Origin of the sequence: Pullulanibacillus sp. KACC 23026 (assembly GCF_029094525.1) — a bacterium.
Lineage (GTDB): Bacteria > Bacillota > Bacilli > Bacillales > Sporolactobacillaceae > KACC-23026.
In genome coordinates this window covers 3,595,321-3,616,824 of the sequence record NZ_CP119107.1, presented here as the reverse complement: position 1 = coordinate 3,616,824, position 21,504 = coordinate 3,595,321, and the positions used below count along the sequence as shown (strand labels likewise).

The 21,504-nt window shown below is 41.7% G+C and carries 19 protein-coding genes and 1 riboswitch; of the genes, 14 read left to right on the top strand and 5 right to left on the bottom strand.

Annotated elements, in window-relative coordinates; translation table 11 throughout:
- The first annotated feature begins 43 nt into the window (after nt 1–43).
- A complete protein-coding gene (locus PU629_RS16780) occupies nt 44–322 on the top strand; it encodes a hypothetical protein (RefSeq protein ID WP_275281194.1) in 279 nt (92 codons plus the stop codon).
- A gap of 174 nt (nt 323–496) precedes the next feature.
- Here PU629_RS16780 and PU629_RS16775 read toward each other — a convergent pair whose 3' ends face one another.
- From PU629_RS16775 to PU629_RS16760, 4 genes are all read right to left on the bottom strand, one after another.
- Nucleotides 497–1,117, bottom strand: a complete 621-nt coding sequence (locus PU629_RS16775) for a TetR/AcrR family transcriptional regulator (RefSeq protein ID WP_275281193.1) — start codon at nt 1,115–1,117, stop codon at nt 497–499.
- Nucleotides 1,065–2,351, bottom strand: a complete 1,287-nt coding sequence (locus tag PU629_RS16770) for an MFS transporter (protein WP_275281192.1) — start codon at nt 2,349–2,351, stop codon at nt 1,065–1,067. The genes PU629_RS16775 and PU629_RS16770 overlap by 53 nt, the downstream gene beginning before the upstream one ends.
- Nucleotides 2,352–2,746: 395 nt before the next feature.
- Entirely contained in the window at nt 2,747–3,004 is a 258-nt protein-coding gene (locus PU629_RS16765; protein WP_275281191.1) for a sporulation protein, read from the bottom strand.
- A gap of 155 nt (nt 3,005–3,159) precedes the next feature.
- Nucleotides 3,160–3,330, bottom strand: a complete 171-nt coding sequence (locus PU629_RS16760) for an aspartyl-phosphate phosphatase Spo0E family protein (RefSeq protein WP_275281190.1) — start codon at nt 3,328–3,330, stop codon at nt 3,160–3,162.
- A gap of 352 nt (nt 3,331–3,682) precedes the next feature.
- Here PU629_RS16760 and cbpB point away from each other — a divergent pair, with 352 nt between their 5' ends.
- The 6 genes from cbpB (at nt 3,683) to PU629_RS16730 (ending at nt 9,831) form a co-directional block, all read left to right on the top strand.
- Nucleotides 3,683–4,144: a cyclic-di-AMP-binding protein CbpB gene (cbpB, locus tag PU629_RS16755; protein ID WP_275281189.1), complete on the top strand. Its 462-nt coding sequence runs from the start codon at nt 3,683–3,685 to the stop codon at nt 4,142–4,144.
- Between the two features lie 258 nt (nt 4,145–4,402).
- Nucleotides 4,403–5,278 carry a transcriptional regulator CcpC gene (locus PU629_RS16750; RefSeq protein WP_275281188.1) on the top strand — a complete coding sequence of 292 codons (876 nt, stop codon included), beginning with the start codon at nt 4,403–4,405 and terminating at the stop codon, nt 5,276–5,278.
- A gap of 131 nt (nt 5,279–5,409) precedes the next feature.
- Entirely contained in the window at nt 5,410–6,123 is a 714-nt protein-coding gene (dapD, locus tag PU629_RS16745) for a 2,3,4,5-tetrahydropyridine-2,6-dicarboxylate N-acetyltransferase (RefSeq protein WP_275281187.1), read from the top strand.
- Nucleotides 6,124–6,591: 468 nt separating this feature from the next.
- Nucleotides 6,592–7,725: an N-acetyldiaminopimelate deacetylase gene (locus PU629_RS16740; RefSeq protein WP_275281186.1), complete on the top strand. Its 1,134-nt coding sequence runs from the start codon at nt 6,592–6,594 to the stop codon at nt 7,723–7,725.
- A gap of 136 nt (nt 7,726–7,861) precedes the next feature.
- On the top strand, nt 7,862–8,101 hold the full coding sequence (locus tag PU629_RS16735; protein ID WP_275281185.1) for a YkuS family protein: 240 nt from the start codon (nt 7,862–7,864) through the stop codon (nt 8,099–8,101).
- A gap of 416 nt (nt 8,102–8,517) precedes the next feature.
- Nucleotides 8,518–9,831 (top strand): hemolysin family protein, encoded by a 1,314-nt coding sequence (locus tag PU629_RS16730; RefSeq protein WP_275281184.1) that lies wholly within the window; start codon nt 8,518–8,520, stop codon nt 9,829–9,831.
- A 67-nt stretch (nt 9,832–9,898) separates the two neighbouring features.
- Here the strand turns inward: PU629_RS16730 and PU629_RS16725 are convergent, their stop codons facing one another.
- Complete coding sequence (locus PU629_RS16725; protein ID WP_275281183.1) at nt 9,899–10,768, bottom strand: mechanosensitive ion channel family protein; 870 nt, start codon at nt 10,766–10,768, stop codon at nt 9,899–9,901.
- Nucleotides 10,769–11,433: 665 nt separating this feature from the next.
- Between PU629_RS16725 and PU629_RS16720 the strand changes: the two genes are divergently transcribed.
- From PU629_RS16720 to PU629_RS16690, 7 genes are all read left to right on the top strand, one after another.
- Nucleotides 11,434–13,191: an ABC transporter ATP-binding protein gene (locus tag PU629_RS16720; protein ID WP_275281182.1), complete on the top strand. Its 1,758-nt coding sequence runs from the start codon at nt 11,434–11,436 to the stop codon at nt 13,189–13,191.
- A 12-nt stretch (nt 13,192–13,203) separates the two neighbouring features.
- Nucleotides 13,204–15,033 (top strand): ABC transporter ATP-binding protein, encoded by a 1,830-nt coding sequence (locus PU629_RS16715; protein ID WP_275281181.1) that lies wholly within the window; start codon nt 13,204–13,206, stop codon nt 15,031–15,033.
- Between the two features lie 369 nt (nt 15,034–15,402).
- A riboswitch (cobalamin riboswitch) is annotated at nt 15,403–15,596 on the top strand.
- Nucleotides 15,597–15,735: 139 nt separating this feature from the next.
- Complete coding sequence (locus PU629_RS16710) at nt 15,736–17,499, top strand: DUF4430 domain-containing protein (protein ID WP_275281180.1); 1,764 nt, start codon at nt 15,736–15,738, stop codon at nt 17,497–17,499.
- Nucleotides 17,500–17,501: 2 nt separating this feature from the next.
- Nucleotides 17,502–18,077: a class D sortase gene (locus PU629_RS16705; protein ID WP_275281179.1), complete on the top strand. Its 576-nt coding sequence runs from the start codon at nt 17,502–17,504 to the stop codon at nt 18,075–18,077.
- A gap of 9 nt (nt 18,078–18,086) precedes the next feature.
- Complete coding sequence (locus tag PU629_RS16700; RefSeq protein ID WP_275281178.1) at nt 18,087–18,920, top strand: DUF4430 domain-containing protein; 834 nt, start codon at nt 18,087–18,089, stop codon at nt 18,918–18,920.
- A 3-nt stretch (nt 18,921–18,923) separates the two neighbouring features.
- Entirely contained in the window at nt 18,924–19,811 is an 888-nt protein-coding gene (locus tag PU629_RS16695) for an energy-coupling factor transporter transmembrane component T (protein WP_275281177.1), read from the top strand.
- A complete protein-coding gene (locus tag PU629_RS16690; RefSeq protein WP_275281176.1) occupies nt 19,784–21,457 on the top strand; it encodes an ABC transporter ATP-binding protein in 1,674 nt (557 codons plus the stop codon). The genes PU629_RS16695 and PU629_RS16690 overlap by 28 nt, the downstream gene beginning before the upstream one ends.
- Nucleotides 21,458–21,504: the final 47 nt, after the last annotated feature.

Sequence of the window (21,504 nt, the reverse complement as noted above, 5' to 3'; positions counted from 1 at the left end):
GAAAATAAAAGAAGAGAGATTACACGAAAGGAAGTATGACAACATGAAAAGCATCCTATCATATCAGATTAGAGCATCTGATTTTGATCTTCCAAAGCTCATTGATTTCTATTCCATTTGCTCGAAGTCGGGACAACGTTTGTTTCTCTACCACAATGAATCAGTCTGTCAGATACATAGAATGACTGAACTTATTCTGTTTGTTTTAACGGCAGATCAAGATGAACTCCTACTGATTATAGAAGGTGAAAAAGCACCTATTATTATGGGGCGGTTAATCGAATGTATTTACGGTTCAAGAGAGCAAGTCAGCCCGGCATAAGCGGGAATGGACATCCAAGAAGACTGGTGAGTCATCGACATCCAGTCTTTTTGACTGCCAAAAAATGAGACACCATCAATTTATGATTGCATTCATCTAAAGATACCGAAATTTAATGTTAAATTTCCTAGCAAATCTCTTGACGTTTTATTAAAAACGCAAATCAAAAGTTATTTATTCTCTAATTTGCAGGGCGGTTCTTAGATATAAAATAAGACTGGCCACTTGTTCATTGATATACAAATGATTGGCACTTTCGGAAGCAAAAACGGCATGAAGAAGAAGGCCGTCTGTGACATTAAAAATAAATAAAGCAATCGCTTCTAGAGAATAAAGGGGAGTAAATTCTCCGCGGTCTACTCCCACTTGCAGAAAGTCCTTAAACGTTTCAGTCGCTTTTAGCGCTTGGTTTAAGATAACCTGACGATGCTGTTCATTTCGCCAAGAGACAACCGAATATTCATAAGAGACGAGGCCGAAAGAAATTCCTTCACTTTCGGGTTCGTAAATATAATTGTTAACATAGGCCAATAGAGCATCCCACACGGTTTCATGTGTGTCTAATAACTCCCTTAAGTAATTGTCAAACGCTTCGAAGCCGTCTTCGCGTATGGCAATAAACATCTCTTCAGGACTTGAAAAATATTGATAAACACCGCCACGGCTCATCCCTGATTCCTTCACCACATCCTGCATGGTTGTCGGCTCGAATCCCTTTTTGGTAAATACCTTCTTAGCGGCTTCAAGAATTTCGGCCCGCCGTTTCTTGAAGTGTTCCGGGCTCACCTTGGGCATTGCGATTCCCTCTTTCTAATGACTTACGTTTACTATAAACAACGAGTCCAACAAGAACAAGTAATCCACCTGCCAGGTAATACGTCAAATGGACACCGAAGAATTGTGAAAGCACTCCTCCGGTTGATGTCCCCAAAATAACAGAAAGTGTTGTCAAACTCCCGATTGTACCAAATACACGTCCTGTAAATTGTTCGGGGGTTTGTTTTTGGACCATAACTTCAAATGGAATGAGAGAAAGCCCAAAGCAAAACCCGACCACCACACCGCCAATCGGATAAAGGATCTCGATCATGGTAATGGGCATATGGATTCCAGCCGTTATGCCCATATAGCCAAGTCCGAGGACGACGCTGCTAATGGCCAATAAACCAATAAAGGAAGTGATTTCTTTCTTGTTTAAATAAATCGAGGCTAATACAACGCCTAGACCGCTTCCCGCCATGAGCCAGCCTAATATATTGATGCTGGATCCGTGAATTTCTCTAAAAAGGACAATAAATTGGGAATCAGAAATTTGGAGAACAAACATGACAAGACTGAACATGACGACACCAACGAGAAGCGTCGGTGTGGTTTTGAGAAAGCGGAAGCCCTCAGCAAGCTGGTGGACGAAGCTTGATTTTGAGGTCTTTGTTTCGTTTGGCGTTTCTTTTGTTTGGCTGAATCGCTCTGTCTTAGGCAAGAAAGTCAAGCACAAGGCGGAAACGAGAAACGAGCAGGCGTCAATATAAAAAGCCCAAGTGACACTCGTGATAGCAATTAAGGCACCGCCAATAATTGGACCTACTATTTTTGCGCCATTATTTATTAACTGACTGGTGGAGACGGCTGATTGCAGCAACTCTTCAGCCACAATTTCTTTTAATTTGCCTTGTTTGGCAGGTTCAAATAGAGTCGAGAAAAGGGAGAGGAGTGCGACAAGGAGATACACTTCAAACAATTGGGAGGCAACTACAATTCCAACCATGATCGCAGCCCGTGTGAGATCGGAGAGGACCATTAAGAATTTGCGGTCCATTCGGTCGGCCAACGTTCCAGCAAGTGAGCCAAAGAGAATAGAGGGCAGTGACATCATGAGCATGGCAAGTGAGACCTCAAGAGGGGACCCGTGCCATTTAATTCCGACTAAAGCCATTAAGCCTAAAATGTAAAGCCAATCGCCGAGGTTGCTGACCGTCTGTGCGGAAATTAGGGCCTTATAGGATTTACTTTTTAACAATTGCGGGTTCATGAAAGAACCTCCTCCAAATAAAAATGACACCTATGTCGTTATTATAAATGACACGTTTGTCGTTATACAAGAGGGTTTTTAAAAAAGTTAAAATAAAAGGTAGGCCTACCAATAGGCGCAACTTATGGAAACCCGTTTTCACCTTGAGGAAGTCCAATTCTAAAGAAAAAGCAAGGGGAAGGTCCCCTCGCTAAAAAAGAACGGATTCAAATAGATCGATCCTAAAGCAGTGCGGACGGTCAGCCGCGGCATTTATCCAAAAGTTCGAAAGTTGTTAAGGAAACAAGGTAAAGGGGCTTGGATAACCCCGTCATGATCATGGCAGCCATTTTGATCAGGATCACTAAGCAGCCATTTTTGAAAAGGACACCAATCGGAACGAATCGGTTAGAAACTTAATAAAGCTGTTCGTACATGTCGTTCAACTGTCCAAGTCGTACTTTGTCTCCAGCTTGCTCGGCATAGTTGATTTCTTCTGAAAGGACGTCGGACAAAAAGTGAGCCTCTTCGGCTGAGAGGGCTCTGGCAAAGTCCTCTTCATTTTTGTAGGAATGGTGCATAAGTTTTTCGTAAAGCGCTTTTGCTTTATGATGAGTATCCACCCAATTTGACAGAGATTCCAAGACATAATCAAGGGTATGATCGTCTTTCATAAATTCGCCTCCTCAGGATGCCTAGAATACTTTATTTTTTACATATTGATCATTATTTATGAGAAAAAGGGTATAAAAAAAGAGCGGTACCCATTTCAATGGGAAAGCTCCTTTTCTAAAGTTTAAGGTATGAGGATTTAAACAGGATTAGGCTTTTAGTTAGTGGCACTATTTATATTTTTATTAGAAAGTAGTGTTTTTTCTTGATAATTGTCAAGAAGGCGGTCTAATTCGCGACTGCATTTCAGCGTCAATTCAGCATTTAATCCATACTTATTCGCGATAAGAATAAGCTGTTGTCGTTTTTTTTCAATCTCGTCGCGCATTTGAGCCGTCTCCTCTCGATTTAATAGAAAAGTCACTTCAAGTCATTATCCTATAATCAAGAAAACATTTAAATAGATTCGCCAAAACTTACATGAATTCGACATAGTTTTCTAAAAAATAATAGAAAGTGAATCAGTCACTCTTCAGACCTCATTGAATTCGTTTTAAGATATTCTTAAGGTTTTATGAATAGGATATAGGGGTAATTCTCTAATTGGAGAAGAACTAATGGCATCCAGAAATAAAAAAATGGATGGAAAAGATCATGACCTGAACAAGCTGTTTGTGATAAACTATTGTATGGTTGTGAAAAGGCTTTCATGGTTTTGAAGGAAAAGGAGTTGACAGACCTTGAAACGACTAAAAGAGTGTGATGTCATTAATAAGAATATAATGGATTTGATCATTCCTGATGAGCAAGTAGCAGTCGTTCAATCGAATAACCCACTAGAACACGCTTTGCTTGTTCTTGTCAAATCAGGATATTCGGCCATACCAGTAGTCGACATAAAAAATAAATTCCAAGGAATCGTAAGTAAAACGATGATCTTAAATCATATCTTTGGAATTGAACGGATCGAATTTGAAAAGTTATCGGAGTTTAAAGTGCAAGACGTCATGAAAAGCTCTGTCCCCATTGTTCACCCGGATGATGATTTCTTAACCGTTGTCAAACTTTCGATAAATGAACCTTTTTTGTGTGTAGTAGATCAGGAAGAAAATTTTAAAGGGATTATCCCAAGAAGTGCTTTGCTTAAGTTCATGAACCATTACTTGAGGGATATTAGTCATGAAGTCCTACCTGTAAAGTAAGTCTAAATTACTAAAGGAGGTTATCCTATTCGTTGTTTTTTCCTTAGGAGGGGAAAACGGTATAGGATAACCTCCTTTTTCTAAACATCATTTCCGGTTGTCTTTCTGAATCGAAACGTGTTTTAACGGTTCCCATTTCTGATGAGAAAAGAGGAATTTTTCTATTTTGTATCTAAAGAAGGTCGCGAATTAAGCTGGAATCCATTATAATGAGTGCTATCATCTCCACAGGTGAGTCTTGTTTAATGGAGGATCAAAATGCAAAGATCGGACATGCAAGTGATTTCGGTTTTGGCCGAAGAAAAAAATATGAGAAAAGCCGCAGAGCGTCTTTTTGTTTCTCAGCCTGCACTCAGTCAGCGCCTCCATTCGATTGAAGAAGATTGGGGCATCCCTTTATTCGTAAGATCAAAGAAAGGGCTGATTCTTACATCAGAAGGAGAAAAAGTGGCCCAATTTGCTAAGGAGATGCTTGAGATCGAAGGACATCTTCGTGAAGAAATGCAAATGAATGTCAAGGAAATCTATGGTACCTTAAAAATTGCAGTGGCCTCTATAATCGGCCAATATTGGCTTCCGAAAATGTTAAAGAAATATGTTGCCCGATATCCTCAAGTGAAAATTTCACTAATGACAGGCTGGTCCAGTGAGATCCTAAGGCATATGTATGAGGATGACAGTCACATCGGCATTATAAGAGGAAATCCTAAATGGCGGGGCACTAAGCATCATCTCTTCTCGGATGCTTTGCATTTAGTCGATACCCAAATTGAATCAATAGAGGATCTTCCAAAAACACCAAGGCCCTATATTCAATTCCGGAGTGATTCAAACTATCATCATGTCATTCAAGATTGGTGGCATCAAACTTTTAAAAAACGTCCTGAACGCACGATCATTGTTGATCAAATTGAGACATGCAAACAAATGGCATTGAATGGAATTGGTTATGCGATCTTGCCAGGAATTAGCCTGACTGAGCGGGATGAAAGTATCTCTCGTTTACCGTTGCTTGATGTATCGGGAAGCAGACTCGAACGCGGGACGTGGTTATTGACCTCTGAAGAAGCTTTAGAACTTCGGCAAGTAAAAGCTTTCGTTGATTTAGTGAGAGAAGAGTATCCGTTTGATTGAAGGATTTAATAGACTTCATCGCAAAAATTCGTTAACATAGAAGAGACTTTAGACTTCTAAAGAAGAAAAGGAAAAAAAGAAGCCAGGCAATTAATGCTGTGGCAGGCGATTAAAGGGAGGGTGTTTGGACCATGATGGATGCCAATGAAATCATTGCGTTTATTCAAAACAGTGAAAAATCAACACCTGTAAAGGTCTACATAAAAGGGGATTTGGAAGGCATTGACTTCGGCGAAGGCACAAAGAGTTTTATCAATGGAACGACAGGTGTGCTTTTTGGTGAATGGAAAATCATTCGCGATGTGTTGGAAACGAACTCGTCACGAATTGAGGATTATGTATTAGAGAATGACCGCCGTCACTCGGCTATTCCGCTTTTGGATACAAAGAAAGTGCAAGCGCGTATTGAACCAGGTGCTATTATCCGTGATCAAGTCGAAATCGGCAATAATGCCGTCATTATGATGGGCGCTGTTATTAACATTGGGGCTGTTATTGGTGAAGGCACGATGATTGATATGGGCGCGATCTTAGGTGGACGAGCTACAGTGGGTAAGAACTGTCATGTAGGTGCTGGCGCTGTTTTAGCCGGTGTTATTGAACCGCCTTCTGCCCAGCCGGTGATTTTAGAAGATGATGTACTGATTGGTGCCAATGCGGTTGTTCTTGAAGGGGTAAAAATCGGGAAGGGCTCAGTAGTAGCAGCAGGTGCTGTTGTTATTGAAGATGTTCCAGCGAATAAAGTAGTTGCCGGTGTTCCTGCAAGAATTATTAAAGAAATTGATGACAAGACACGTTCGAAAGTCGAAATTAAGCAAGAGCTTAGACAGCTTAAAGAAGACTAAGAACGCGATTAATAACACTGGACAAAAGGGGCCTGACTCTTCAATGAAGTCAGCCCCTTTTTGAAATCTTTTTGCAGCCAACCCTAATCCGACTAACTCATCCGTTTACGTTACGAGCGATGGGGGTTGGTCAGTTCTAGGCCTTGAGTTAAAAGAAAAATAAAGGCTGTTTTCGTAAACTTTGTTGTTTTTTTTAGGCTCCAATAAGCTCGCTTTCCGCGGGCAATCCGTGAGCCTCCTCGGCAAAATACGCCTGCGGGGTCTCACCTGGCTTGCTATTCCCGCAAGAGTCGCGCCTATTTCCACCTATTTTTATCAACTAGCAACAATCTTTTAGAAAAGAGCCAAAATAAAAGACCATTCTTTAAGCATAAGAAAGATTTAGAGTGGTGAAGAAGTCCTGTTGATTCAGTATTGGGTTAGTGTGGCAGACCAAGGACTCTTCCGCTCTTCTTATAGGAGGTTATTATGGGACTTGATTTAATTTCAGTAAGAAGACAGCTGCACCAAATTCCGGAATTAGGATTTGAGGAAATCAAAACTCAGAGCTATTTATTGAAGGTTATCGAAACGTTTCCTCATCAAGAACGGATCGAAATAAAGACCTGGAAAACCGGCTTCTTTGTCAAACTTAAGGGAACCAATCCAACTCGAACACTTGGGTATCGAACGGATATAGACGGTTTGCCCATTATAGAGGAAACTGGTCTTGATTTTACTTCACGGCATGAAGGGAGAATGCATGCCTGTGGTCATGACTTACATATGACGATTGCCCTCGGCGTGATCGCGCGACTGTTAGAGCAGCCGCCCCTACAACAAGATCTCCTATTCGTCTTTCAGCCAGCTGAAGAAGGACCAGGTGGAGCTTTACCGATGATGCAGAGCGATCAATTTCAAGAGTGGCGTCCTGACATGATGATGGCTCTGCACATTGCTCCTGAATATCCAACTGGAACGATTGCGACAAAACCGGGATTGTTATTTGCTAACACCTCTGAGCTCTTTATCGATTTAAAGGGAAAGGGAGGACATGCTGCTTTTCCTCACCTTGCCAATGATATGGTCGTAGCGGGTGCTCACTTAATCACCCAGCTCCAATCGATTGTGTCAAGGCGGGTGAATCCGCTCGACAGTGGTGTGGTGACGATTGGGAAGATAACCGGTGGATCAAGACAAAACGTGATTGCCGAATCGGCTCGTTTAGAGGGGACAATCCGGGCGCTTACTCCGGAATCTATGGAGATGATGAAATCCGAGGTCGAACGACAGGCAAAAGGGATTGAAATGGCCTTTGATTGCGAGGTAACCATTGATTTTGGCTCCAATTATTATCAAGTATACAATCATCAGCAGGAGATCGAAAAATTCCTTTCTTTTGCACGACTTCATAACATAGAAGTCGTTGAAGCTAAGGAAGCCATGACTGGCGAAGATTTTGGGTATTTTCTTAAAGAAATCCCAGGCTTTATGTTCTGGCTAGGCGTTTCTTCTGAATCGGGGCTTCATACTTCAACGCTTAATCCGGATGAAGCGGCAATCCCGGTTGCGGTTGATGTGATCGCGCGTTATTTGACCTTCTTAGGTCATCCTCATTCCTAATTCCTTTTTATTTCTATAATAGGTGTATGATTGAAATTGATAAAAGGGAAAACGAATAAGGGCCGCCTCTTTTTGCCAATCTAAGAATAGCCCCAATGACGGGGAGCTTGGAAGAAGACAGAGGAGGTTTTCTAGAATGGCAAGAATTGCAGTTGAAGAATCTCTTACAGCGGTGTCTGAAGCCCTTAAAGACAGAGGGTATGAAGTGGTGACACTTCGCTCAGAATCAGATATCAACGGATGTGATTGCTGCGTCGTCACTGGACAGGACCGTGATGTGATGGGAATCCAAACGACAGCTACGAAAAGCCCAGTAATTGACGCAACTGGGATGAGCGCGGATGACGTCTGCGAAGCCGTTGAACAAAATCTTTAATCTAAGGGAAGCGTTGAATAAAGCAGCCTGAGGGCTGCTTTTTCATATCGATGTTTATCTACTTAAGGCCAAAAAGATAAAAGGTCATTTTGAAACCATGATGATAGCTTTTACGTAAGGATAAGTACCAGAAGTCTACGGAACGGCTTTTAGGGCTTCATGGTTGTTCTCCAACACGTTTTTTATCCAGAAAAGGAATTGATTTTGATAAGTTGGGTGACACTTGTTCGTCTACAGTCAGGGAAAACGATCATCGGGCTGCCTGCGGATTAGGCGAATTCTTTACATATAGATGTCAACCCTTGGAAAGTGTGCAATGGAGAAAACCTATACATGAATAGGGGGATGCGTTCAAGATTTGCATCGCTTAACTGCAGCGTTTAAGAAAGAAAAGTTTGAATCGTGGGGAGTTATTTATGTTATTAAAATTAATTTGTGTTCTTATTCTCATCTTTTTTACCGCATTTTTTGTGGCTGCAGAATTTGCCATTGTAAGAGTGAGAAAATCCCGTGTAGAAGCATTAAGCGAAAAAGGGGAGAAAAAGGCAAAAGACGGTTTGCGCGTCCTAAAAGAGATGGATGCCTATCTATCTTCCTGTCAATTGGGAATTACAATGGCTTCTCTTGGGATTGGTTGGTTAGGGGAGCCCGTTGTTGAGGGATTATTAGAGCCACTGCTTCATACCTTGCCATTTAGCTCAACCCTTTCGTTTACCATTTCAGGCATTTTAGCATTTCTAATCATCACATTATTTCACGTTGTTTTTGGTGAACTGGCTCCTAAAAGCATGGCTATTCAAAAGGCTGAGGTTATTTTGATGTGGAGTGCGAAACCGTTGATTTGGTTTAGCCGCATTGCTTTTCCCTTTATATGGTTATTAAATAGATCTGCAAATGCTGTTTCTCGGTTATTTGGGATTAAACCAATGGGAGAAGCGGAGGAAGTTCATACTGAAGAGGAACTCAGATTATTGCTTTCCGAAAGTTATCAAAGCGGTGAGATTAATCAAGCGGAGTATCGATATGTGAATCGCATTTTTGATTTTGATGACCGTGTCGCCCGTGAAATTATGGTACCAAGAACTGAACTTATCTGTTTGTTCGTTGACCGGTCCCTTGAAGAAAATAAAGACGAAATGAAGCGGCATACCTACACCCGTTATCCGATTGCCAAAGGGGATAAAGACCATATTGTCGGGGTTATTAATATAAAAGAACTTTACTATTCAAGCGAACGCTTTGACAGTATAACAGACCCTCGGTTAGAAGCTCACATTCGTCCAATCCTGCGAGTCCACGAGACGATGCCGATCAAACAACTCCTTCTTATCATGCAAAAAAAGCGGGAGCACATGGCGATTTTAGTTGATGAGTATGGTGGAACTTCAGGGATGGTGACGGTTGAGGACATACTTGAAGAAATTGTAGGAGAAATTCGCGATGAATTTGATGAGGATGAACGGGCAACGATCGAACAAATTGGGCCCGGCCGTTATTTGGTCGATGGCAAAACGCTAACAACGGATATTAATCGTCAGTTTCATACACATATTGAACATGAAGATATTGATACGATCGCGGGTCTGATCCTAGCCGATAATCCCGACCTTATGCTTAATGAGGTGGTCCAAGTGGAGCATTTAGAAATTAAAGTCCATGAATTGGAAGGCTCCTGGATCAAGAGTGTGGAAATTTACGATCTGGATGAAGCAGAACAGAGTAACGCCTAAAAAAAGGAAGCGAACGATAGGTTCGCTTCCTTTTAATCGTTTTAAACGTGTTTTGGTATGCCTGTTTTTATTGAGTGCTGCGCGCGTTATTGATGTCGTTTTTGTGCACATAGACTTGATGTGGATATGGAATTTCAATCCCATTTTCATCAAACGCTTCTTTAATCGCCTTTTTCAGAATTCGTTCGACTTCCCACTGTTCACCGTTCCTTGTTTGAGCAATGATGCGGAGTACAACGTCAGAACTCCCGATTGTTTGAACGCCAAGTACACTCGGTCCTTCAATAATCATTTCGTTTCCTTCAGCTACTTTATCGCAAGTGTCTTGAATGACTTTGATCGCTTCATCGATGTTCTCATCATAGGCAATGCTGATATCGACTAATGCGCGCATGTTGCCGCGAGAATGGTTACTGACCGTCGAGATCCCCCGGTTCGGAATGAAATGAACGGTCCCATCAAAGGATCTTAAATGGGTCGTTCTTAGACCCACTTCTTCTACAATTCCGTCAAGATTTCCAATTGTTACATAATCTCCAACATCGATTTGCTGCTCTAATAAAATAAAAAAACCTGTAACAATATCACTGACAAGACCTTGTGCTCCAAAACCAACAGCTAATCCCACAACTCCGGCTCCTGCTAATAAACTAGATGTTTTAAGACCGAATGTTTGAAAGATAATGACGATAAAGATAAAAAACAAGACGTAACTAAATATGTTAAGGAGCAATCTTTCTAGTGTTATAACTCGTCCAGAAGAAACCTCTCGCTTCTCCTTGTAACGTTCAAAGGAGCGCTCAATCACCTTTGTTCCAATTGATTTAACGATTAAGTAGATGATGAAGACAATCGCAATTTGGATGAGGGCTACACCTACTTTGGATATTAATGTTACCCAAAAATCTTCACTTAGATATTTTTGTAAATTAGTCATTTGTCATACACTCCTTGGACCATTTTGCCATCAAGCTTCATTCGTTACAAAAAAGGATCGTGGTAGAATCCCCAATCGCTTCTCCTCTATTAGTACGGATCTCTTGATCAAACCATTCTATAACAGATAAGCCCTTTAAGGAAGCAATCCTCCTCTTTTTTCATAAGACGGCACCTATAATTATAGAGGGCCTCAACTCGCATCTCAAACAAATAGGGTTGATCATTCCGGGAATAATGAGGGGAACAAGCCAGTGAGCATCATTTTCAAAAAGATAAGAGCACACAAATAAGTTCGAGGGCTGTCCTAAATTTAGTGGGGAGGATCTTCTTATGAGGAAACAGGCATTTTCTCATCAAAAAATAATAGGCTTATTAATGGTCTTTTTTTAAAATGTTTGTCAAAATAGAGACATTCTTTTAAAAGTTTAGGCTGTTGATTCATTTTTGTACTTTCAGGGGGCGATAATAATGGAATGGTATGTATTTTTAAGTAAATCTGCGAATTTTGATAAATTAATAATTATTGTATGAAAAAAACGGTGTATACCGCCTTAATTGACGCCATTTCGATTGATTTGAAGGTTTTGACGTGTGGTTATTTATTTCGAAATCCGATATATTAATCTTTGTTACAATTTTATGACCGAATAGGTAGGTGACAGCATGGAAACGTTTAAAAGGTTAAAACAATTTTATTGGCCCTACAGACGATATTTTGTCGGTTCTATTATCTTTCTTCTAATAGTGACAGGCATTACCGTACTTTATCCCATTTTTTTACAGCAGACAATTGATAATGTTGTAAACAAGAAGCATTACAATTTGGCGGCCTATTTAGCTATTGGTTTTATTATCCTTATGGTTTTTAAAGGGTTCGCCGCTTACTTTCAATCTTATTGGTCCAACCAGTTTGGGATTGGTGCCGTTTATGAATTGAGAAAAGCCTTGTATAAAAAGCTTCAAGATCTTCCATTTCGTTACTACGATAATGCCCGAACTGGAGATTTGATGTCTCGTTTAACACAGGATGTGGAAGGATTCCGGAACTTCCTGTCGTTTGGCTTTACTCAACTTTTCAATTTCATCTTAATCGTTGGACTAAGCTTAATCATTATGTTTTCTTATTCTTGGCAACTTGCGGTCGTGACTCTTCTTATGACTCCGTTTCTTTGTGTAACGGTTTATAAGTTTGATCGCAAAGTCCATCCGGCGTTCCGAGGAATTCGGAAGTCAATGGGTCGATTGAACACACGTGTACAAGAAAATATTAGCGGGATGAACACTGTAAAAGCGCTCTCACAAGAAAATGAAGAAATCGACCGCTTTTCTGAACATAATACGGATTACAAAGATCAACAGATTAATACGGCTTTGATTTGGGCTAAATATTTTCCTTTCATGGGGTTTATAGGAAATATTTGTGTCGTTATTCTCTTGGGATTAGGCGGCCATTATGTGATGACCGGTCAACTGAGTCCTGGCCGCTTGTTTGCCTTTTTCAGTTTGGTTTGGTACATTATGGGACCCCTTATGGATCTCGGCTTCCTGGTGAATACATTTTCTCAGGCAAAGGCATCGGGTGAACGGTTGCTGCAAATCTTAGATGAGCCTATTGAAATCCAGTCACCAGAAAATGCAGTGGAAATTCCGATTACAGGGCATGTTCAATTTAATAATGTGTCGTTAATTTACCCGAATGAAACAAGTTATGCGCTTAAGAATGTCACCTTTGAGGCTAAACCGGGCGAAGTGATCGGGTTAATGGGGGCAACAGGTGCTGGTAAGACTACCATTACACAATTGATCTCTCGGTTCTATGATGTGACAGAAGGCGAACTGTTGATTGACGGGGTCAATGTGCAAGATTTCAATTTAAAAACCTTACGTAAGAGCATTGGCTATGTCTTACAAGAAACCTTCCTTTTTTCTTCAACCATTCGAGACAACATTGCTTATGGAAATCCTGATGCGAGTGATGAGGAAATTCGAGAGGCTGCCAAGCGAGCGGATGCCCATGAATTCATTATGGAGCTTCCTGACGGCTATGATACAGTACTCGGTGAGCGAGGATTGGGGTTATCAGGCGGACAAAAGCAACGGATTTCAATTGCACGCGCATTGATTATGAATCCAAGTATCCTTATTTTAGATGACTCTACAAGTGCTGTTGATATGCAAACGGAAGCCAAAATTCAGGCGGCTTTTCGTGAGCTCATGAACGGTCGGACCACATTTGTCATTGCTCATCGAATTTCATCTGTTCAGCACGCTGATCAAATTATTGTTCTTGAAAATGGTGAAATTGCTCAGAAAGGTACTCATCACGAATTGGTTAATCAACCACATGGTCTGTACCGTCGAATTTATGAAATCCAATACAAAGACCGGGATCTTTTAAAATCTCAGGTTAATAGTCGCTAGGAGGTGGACCATTTGGCACAGGACCAAGCCGAATCCAAATCGCTTCAAAATAGAGAGCGATTTTACTATACAAATGACAAAATTGCTGTTCAAAAGTTTAATTGGAGCCAATTATCAAGGCTTCTCATCTATCTGAAACCGTATTCGAAGAAAATCCTTCCAGGTGCAATCATTACTTTAATAATTGGAACAGCCATTCGTCTTTTTGTCCCTATTTTGATTGGGATGGTGGCATTTGACCGTATTATTAAACACGGGAAGGAATCCGACCTATTTAAACTTGTCGCAGCAATCGGTGTTTTATATTTGATTTCTTATGTCTGCAGTTACTTTCAAATTAAGTTGACGAACAAACTTGGGCAATTTATGATCTACGATTTACGTAAGCAGTTGTTTAATCATGTGCAATACTTATCTAACCGTTTCTTTGATTCACGCTCAGCGGGTTCGATTCTTGTCCGAATCATTAATGATGTGAACTCGCTTCAAGATCTTTTTACGAACGGTGTCATCAATACGCTGACCGATTTTATCATGTTGATCGGGATTATCGTTATTTTATTTTCACTTAGCTGGCAATTGGCCATTGCCGTAATGGTGATCATTCCGATCATGTTCTTCATTTCGACGAAGTTTCGCCAAAAGATCCGCCGGTCATGGCAATACGTTCGTGTCAAAATGTCAAAGCTTAATTCTCATCTCAATGAAAGCTTACAAGGGATTCGAGTGACTCAAGCTTATAATCAAGAAGTTAATAACCGCGCTTTTTTTGAAAAAGTTAATACGGATGCAAGAGAAAGTTGGAAGGAGGCAACCAAGCAAAATGCTGTATTTGGTCCGTTTGTTCAATTGGCAAATGCAGTCGGGTCGGCCATTTTGATTTGGTGGGGATCTTATCTCATCCTTCATGGTCATATTACGACAGGGGTTTTTGTCTCGTTCGCTTTTTATCTTGGAATGTTTTGGGACCCAATCTCCAGAATCGGCAACACATACAATCAATTGTTAGTCGCCATGGCTTCATCTGAACGTATTTTTGAGTTTCTAGATGAGACACCAAATGTAAAAGATGTTGATGATCCTATCAGCATGGATACGATAAAAGGCCGGATTAATTTTGAGAATGTGGAGTTTGCTTATGATTCTAAACGCAAGGCCTTAAATGGCATCAATCTTGAATTTCCTGCCGGTTCAACCATTGCTCTCGTTGGACATACGGGTTCTGGTAAATCAACAATTGCCAACTTGGTTGGACGTTTCTATGATCCAACTAAGGGAGCCGTTAAATTTGATGGAATTGATGTTCGAAATATTAAGCTGTCTGAGCTGCGAAAAGAAGTCAGCACGGTTATTCAAGAAACGTTTATCTTTTCTGGAACGATTATGGAGAATATCCGATTTGGCCGCCCAGACGCAACCGATGAAGAGGTCATCGCCGCTTCTAAGGCGGTGGGTGCCGATCCGTTTATCCAGAGATTAAAAGATGGGTATCAAACAGAGGTTGAGGAACGAGGAAATGTCCTTTCGGTTGGTGAGCGGCAGCTGTTGTCTTTTGCACGATCACTGCTCGCTAATCCTAAAATTCTCATTTTGGATGAAGCAACATCCAGTATTGATACAGAAAGTGAATTAATCATCCAAGATGCGCTAAACACCCTCTTAAAAGGCCGGACATCGATTATCATCGCACACCGTCTATCAACCATTCGTGATGCGGATAAGATTGTCGTTCTGGAACATGGTAACATCCTGGAAGAAGGAAACCATGATCAATTAATGGAGAAAAAAGGAAAATACTACGAGTTGATTCTCAGCCAATTTGAAGCCCTAAATGCCGGCTAATCGTTAATAAGAAGAGCGCCTCTCTAATCGGAGGCCTCTTTTTTAGTGCAACTAGGCGACGGCCTTCTCCTAAAGGCTTGGCGCGTATGCAAATGGCAACCAGCACAAATGCTCTGAGGGTGAGAGGACTGATGATAGAAGTCGCATGGGCGGTTGTGCAAGAAAAAAGCGGCGACGCCCGGAAAAATGGCGGGTAAGAGGAGCTTGCCCACGAAAATCTGCGAGGGGGTTGAGAAATGGTGTGCAAAGCCAATTTGCCCACGAAGACGCCGCCCCCCCCCCCCGCCAAAAAAGGTGCGCAAACCAAGAATTCTGAGGAAATCAAAGGCTTGACGAGGGTTCGACATCGCGCTATGATAACCCTAGTTAAATAACCGTTTAAAAATAGGTTGATAGGTTATGAGATAACCGATCATGAAAAGGGAAGTTCGGTGCAAGTCCGACGCGGTCCCGCCACTGTAATAAGGTGTTTCCTATTGATGTGCCACTGTCTGTGTGAGATGGGAAGGCCATAGGTAACAAGTCCTTAGAGCCAGGAGACCTGCCTGTTTTTTAACACCACAAACCTACGCGGATAGGGAGGTGTCTTAGACCACGTTCATTACATAACTGTAAGGACGTTCTAAATGACAACCAACTCTCCTTAAGGGGAGTTTTTTTGTTACAACACAACATCATATATTGTTTTGGGGAGGGTCAGGCATGCAATCATTTAGGAATACGATCAAATTTTTATTTATTATGGCATTTGTTCTTGTGCAGGGGACACTTTATTTTTCGTCTGCTCATGCCGCAACAACTAATCAGGCAAAGGTTGAGGTTGTTGGTCAGAACGGGAAAATTATTCAGGCGGAAACACCTGAACCCGTTGATGGGTCTCAATCAGCGCTTGATCTGCTCAAAGCAGCTGTAGGTGAAGGAAATGTCGATGCTCCAGGTGGATTTGTTTCGACAATTGACGGCGTCACAACGCCTGCTGATTATTCGAATTATTGGACTTTTTATGTTAATGGTGTCAGCGCTCCAATGGGGGCAAACAGCTATAAACCAAAAGACGGAGATCAACTCTTATTTGAGTATCATCCAGGTACGGGTACTTTAAACGATGAAGTGTCCGTCACTATACCGGATAAAACGTATGGAACCACGTCCACTTTTGTAAAAGTTCAGGCAGATGAAACCGTACAGACCGTTTTGAAAAATATGCAAGCTTTTTATAACGTCACTTTATCGGGTCAAGATCTCCAATCAATTGGTGATTTTAAGTCAGATTCGACGCACACGTGGAACATTGTAGACGATCATCAAGGAACCAAAACGACCGTATCTGACATTAGTCAGGCGAAAGTTCAAGGCGGCGACCAGTTGACCATCACTCTAAAGGAGTCCGATGTCGCAACGCCATCTCAACCCTCTCAAACAAACGTGACACAGATTACTAGCGCGCAATTATCCAACGCTATCAATCAAGCAAATTCCTATGTGTTAAAAAATGGGGTATCTGAATGGGAGGCAATCTCTCTTGCTAAATCCGGAAAGACGGTCCCAGCCAGTTATTTAAAACAAGTGACGCAAACCGTTCGGGATGCAAAAGGTTCTTTCCACTCTGTGACGGATACAGAGCGCTATACCCTTGGCATTCTTGCAGCAGGTGGAGATCCGACCAATGTAGGCGGCTATAACCTTGTGAAAAATATATATAATGGGGATCTAACAAAGCAAGGCTTAAATGGCGTGTTATTTGGTTTAATCGCCCTAAACAGCGCTGATTTTCCTGTTCCAAATCATGCAAAATGGACGAAAGTGAAGCTAGAAACTTATATTCTTAAAGCTCAGAATACGGATGGCGGCTGGGCTTGGGACGGCAGTAAGACGAGCGATCTAGATACAACGGGAATGGCTCTAACCGCACTGTCTCAATCCCATTCGGCAGAAACTAAAACAGCTATACAAAAAGCGGAAGTGTATATAGCTGATCAAATGAAGGCCGATAAGCTGGATAATAGCTCGACTGCTGCACAGCTTATCATTGGACTCGCCTCTAACGGTGTCGATCCGAACAGTGCGGATTATGTTTTGAAAGATGGTAAAACTTTGATGGCCTATCTTCTGTCTTATCAACAAAAAGATGGGGGATTCGACTGGCAAGCCAATGATGAAAGCTCTTTTTCCACTCAACAAGCTTTCTTAGCGCTTGCGGCAGATCATCAACTCTTACAACAGGGGTATCTCTATTCATTTAAATGGACACCTGTAAAAGCTTCAGATCCAGCGAAAGTTTCAAAATCCACTGTATCTCCGGCAAAGCAAACTGCCTCTCTTGAAAAGCCAGCGACTTCAGCTGACACAACAGGAGCCGCTTTACCTGAAACCGCAACTTTTTATTATAATTATTTAATTCTAGGATTCTTATTGATAGGTGTGGGTTTAAGTGCAAGATTTTGGTTGAAAAAGGGGATTCATTAACCGTGAAACTCACACGACTTATACCCATTCTGTTCATAGCTGCAGGTCTATTGATCTGTGGCTATGGAACTTTTCATATCTGGCACGGGCATAAACAAGAGAAAGTTACATTAAAAAAGGCAGAAGCCTTATCCACGATGCCAAAAGATTCTATATCGCTAAAAAATTTCAACCCATATAAAGGGGATACGATTGGGTTAATGGATCTTCCTAAACTAAAGGCCACGTTGCCAATTGTGGAAGGGACCAATGAAAATCAATTAGCTAAAGGTGTCGGACATTATTCGACATCATCATTTCCCGGGCAACATAATCAAATTGTCTTGTCAGGTCATCGAGATACGGTTTTTCGACATGTCGGTGACTTAGAAAAAGGGGATCAGATCATTCTCCATTTCCCTTTTGGAACCTTTACTTACACCGTGGATCATACAAAAATTGTAATGGCGGATGACAAGACGATCATCCATTCGACAAAGCCTAAAGAAGAATTAGTTCTGACCACTTGTTATCCATTTTATTACATCGGTAATGCGCCAAAACGGTATATTATTTACGCTTACCCAAGCAAGGCATAGGAGGACATCATGAAAGTAAGCTATCAAACCATCATCAAATTAGTCGTCCTGTCATTCCTGCTCTTGAGTCTAATCGCCTGTCAGAAAGACACGGTGACACCGATATCTGGGGCAAGCTCATCAGGGGAACCAAAGCAGACGATGCAGGCGGGCAAAGATCAAACCTCTGCCAAGGCAGTCGCAGGTCAGACCTCCACTAAGAAAGCCTCTGACAAAGCAACTAACCAATCAACAAGTTCAAGCGGAACTCCAGAGAAAAAGAAGACCGAAACGAGTAGCCAAGCACCTTTAAAAAAAGAAGCATCGAAGCCTTCTTCTAATGATAAAAAAGAAACCGTTACTCAATCATCGACCTCTCAAACAAGTTCGACTTCAACTAAAAGGGCTGTAAGCACTCCAGCCTCTTCATCGGTGTCAAAGCCAAAGACGACGGAATCAACGACCAAAAATAAGTCGACAGCGTCTAATGCAAGTAAAGAAGACACATCCGGATCGGAGAAATCACCGACTGACACTTCCCATTCACAACAGGTGACAATATCCATAATCGGGTATGAGAATCATGTTATTGTAGGACCAACAAAAGTTACGATTAATAATGGAGATACATTTCTAAGTGTCACTTTAAGACTATTAAAAACGAAAGGGATTCAATCAAGTGTCCGCGGAACAGGGGCATCTGCTTATGTAGAAGGTATTGATAATTTGTATGAGTTTGATCACGGTCCAAAGAGCGGCTGGGTAGCTAAGCTTAATCAGCAATCGTTAACGAAAAGTGCGGGAATAACAGCGATCAAGTCTGGAGATGTGCTTCAATGGGTCTATACAACAACAGAGGAATAGCGAATGAATAGGCCGTTTAAAACGTTTCACCCTTTTACTTGTCTAATCTACCTTGTGGGCGGCTTTATATTGGTAACGCTGTGTCAGCATCCGGACTTTTTAATTGTGGACGTGATCATCCTTGGGCTTTATATCGTCTATAATGATCGCGGTCGTTATTTTAAACAATGGGGATGGACAACACTTGTCTTTTTCCTCTTTTTTTTCTTAATGAACCCTTTATTTAATCATCGTGGTCAGCATATTTTGTTTTACTTAGGTAGTAATCCGATTATGCTTGAAGCGGTGATTAGAGGGATCATGATTGCCCTTACTCTTATGGCCCTTCTTTTTCTTACACCTATTTTTAATTTTTTGATCCCATCGGACCGCTTTCTGTTCTTATTTTCCAGATTTCTTCCCAGTTGGGCTTTACTAATTATGTTGACGCTCAGATTTATTCCGCTTTTTCGTCATAGGCTGGGAGAGATTGAAAGCGTACAGAGAGCAAGAGGACTTTCTGTTCATCACGGTTCTCTTATTGCACGTACTCAATCAGCTATGCGGTTAGTCCAGATCCTCGTTACGTGGTCACTAGAAGAGGCGATCCAAACAGCTGATTCCATGACGGCAAGGGGCTATGGCTTAACAAAACGGACTGTTTACAATCCGTTTCGGTTTCAAATTGAGGATGGTGTTGTTCTTATTATTGTAATTGTTTTGTTTATTCTTAATTTATATGGGGTATGGCTAGGTGATTCCATTTTAAGTCTTACGCCTGTTCTTGAAACGCTTCGCCTTCAAGGGAGAGAATGGTTTTATTTGGGAGTCAATGCTCTGTATTTTTCTATACCTCTCATTATCGATGGAAAGGAGGGGATTGTGTGGCGATCATTAAAACGAACCAGTTAACTTTTAGCTATCCGGAAACGAAGAAACCGGCTGTGGATCGCCTTAATCTTGAGATTAAACCAGGGGAATGGGTTGTGATTGGCGGTCCTTCTGGCAGCGGCAAATCGACACTTCTTAGACTTCTCAAGAAGGATATATCGCCGCATGGCTATTTGACGGGGGAAATTTATTATAAGGATACGCCTTTTATGAGTCTGTCGCCGATTGATCATGCTAAGACCTTTGGGTTTGTTTTTCAGGATCCTGAGAATCAGCTTGTCATGGAGCGCGTTCAAGAGGAACTTATATTTGGTCTTGAAAATATGGGGGTATCAACAGCTGAAATGCGGCGAAAAGTTGCTGAAATGGTGCATGCCTTGGGCCTTGAACCATTGCTTCCTAATAAAACCATTGAGCTTTCTGGTGGACAAAAGCAACTGTTGAATTTAGCTTCCGTCTTATTGCTTGAACCATCCGTTCTTTTATTAGATGAACCCACCGCTCAGCTCGATCCTGTAACCGCCAAAGAGTTCTTGCAGTTGGTCGAGCAAATGAACCGGGAATTTGGGTTAACGGTCGTTATGGTTGAGCATCGCTTAGAGGAGGTCCTCCCCCTCGCTGATCGTTTCGTTCTAATGAATGAGGGACGTATCCTTTATAATGGAGCCCCCAGAGCTGTTCTCGAAGAAATCAAAAAGGCATCCGATGATCGGTACATGACTTATTTGCCAAGTTTAGCAAGGCTTTATCTAACTTTTTCAAATGAACCGTCTGCGCTCTCACCTTTAACGGTTAAAGAGGGGCGGGAGTGGCTGTCACATTTAACGGTCGTTCAGAAAAAAAGGGAAGAGGTTCGGCCGGACGCCAAGGTTTCTCAAACGAATCAGCCTCTCATTCTCGAGACACGCCGCTTAGATTTTAAGTACTCACGTGATTCTGCACTTGTTCTAGATGATCTTGAACTTTCGGTCAAACAAGGGGATATCTTTGCAATTTTGGGTGCCAATGGTGCAGGGAAATCAACCCTCTTAAAGGTCTTGGCTGGATTGGCTCAGCCTCAAACGGGTTCCTTAATTTATAAAGGGAAGAAAGTAAAAGGGCATTCCAAGCCGCTTTTTGGCTATCTTCCACAAAATACAAAGTTATTTTTTATACATGATACGGTCATGAAGGAATTGCAGGCTATTGTCCAGCAACATGAAATTGAGAATGGACAGGAGCTCATTCACTTTTATTTAGAGAAATATGAGCTTCAGGCTGTTAAAGATAAACACCCTTATGACTTGAGCGGCGGTGAACAGCAACGTGTGGCTCTTATTGGTTCCCTTCTCTGGCAGCCAGAGATCCTCCTATTTGATGAGCCGACAAAAGGGATGGATCCATTTATGAAAGAGCAGCTCGGTGAGGAGTTTTGGCAGTTAAAAGAGGAGGGGAGAACGCTTGTTATTGTGACGCATGATATCGAATTTGCAGCAAAGTATGCGACAAACTGTGCCTTGCTCTTTCAAGGAAAACTAACAGCGGAAGGCCCGCCTGAATCCTTTTTTAAAGGAAACACCTTTTATACGACAGCCATTAATCGCCTAACGCGCAATCATGAGCGGCTTCCTGAGGTTGTCACAGTAGAGGAGGCTGAAAAGCGATGGATCGCGTGTCCCGGCTGTTAATGGTGGCTCTATTCTTGTTAGTTGGGATAGGTGCAGCAGGAATGATT

Bases quoted from the DNA above. Each gene is read 5' to 3' on its own strand.
- PU629_RS16780 (WP_275281194.1), top strand. From the start codon at position 44: ATGAAAAGCATCCTATCATATCAGATTAGAGCATCTGATTTTGATCTT.
- PU629_RS16775 (WP_275281193.1), bottom strand. From the start codon at position 1,117: ATGCCCAAGGTGAGCCCGGAACACTTCAAGAAACGGCGGGCCGAAATT.
- PU629_RS16770 (WP_275281192.1), bottom strand. From the start codon at position 2,351: ATGAACCCGCAATTGTTAAAAAGTAAATCCTATAAGGCCCTAATTTCC.
- PU629_RS16765 (WP_275281191.1), bottom strand. From the start codon at position 3,004: ATGAAAGACGATCATACCCTTGATTATGTCTTGGAATCTCTGTCAAAT.
- PU629_RS16760 (WP_275281190.1), bottom strand. From the start codon at position 3,330: ATGCGCGACGAGATTGAAAAAAAACGACAACAGCTTATTCTTATCGCG.
- PU629_RS16750 (WP_275281188.1), top strand. From the start codon at position 4,403: ATGCAAAGATCGGACATGCAAGTGATTTCGGTTTTGGCCGAAGAAAAA.
- dapD (WP_275281187.1), top strand. From the start codon at position 5,410: ATGATGGATGCCAATGAAATCATTGCGTTTATTCAAAACAGTGAAAAA.
- PU629_RS16740 (WP_275281186.1), top strand. From the start codon at position 6,592: ATGGGACTTGATTTAATTTCAGTAAGAAGACAGCTGCACCAAATTCCG.
- PU629_RS16735 (WP_275281185.1), top strand. From the start codon at position 7,862: ATGGCAAGAATTGCAGTTGAAGAATCTCTTACAGCGGTGTCTGAAGCC.
- PU629_RS16730 (WP_275281184.1), top strand. From the start codon at position 8,518: ATGTTATTAAAATTAATTTGTGTTCTTATTCTCATCTTTTTTACCGCA.
- PU629_RS16725 (WP_275281183.1), bottom strand. From the start codon at position 10,768: ATGACTAATTTACAAAAATATCTAAGTGAAGATTTTTGGGTAACATTA.
- PU629_RS16720 (WP_275281182.1), top strand. From the start codon at position 11,434: ATGGAAACGTTTAAAAGGTTAAAACAATTTTATTGGCCCTACAGACGA.
- PU629_RS16710 (WP_275281180.1), top strand. From the start codon at position 15,736: ATGCAATCATTTAGGAATACGATCAAATTTTTATTTATTATGGCATTT.
- PU629_RS16700 (WP_275281178.1), top strand. From the start codon at position 18,087: ATGAAAGTAAGCTATCAAACCATCATCAAATTAGTCGTCCTGTCATTC.
- PU629_RS16695 (WP_275281177.1), top strand. From the start codon at position 18,924: ATGAATAGGCCGTTTAAAACGTTTCACCCTTTTACTTGTCTAATCTAC.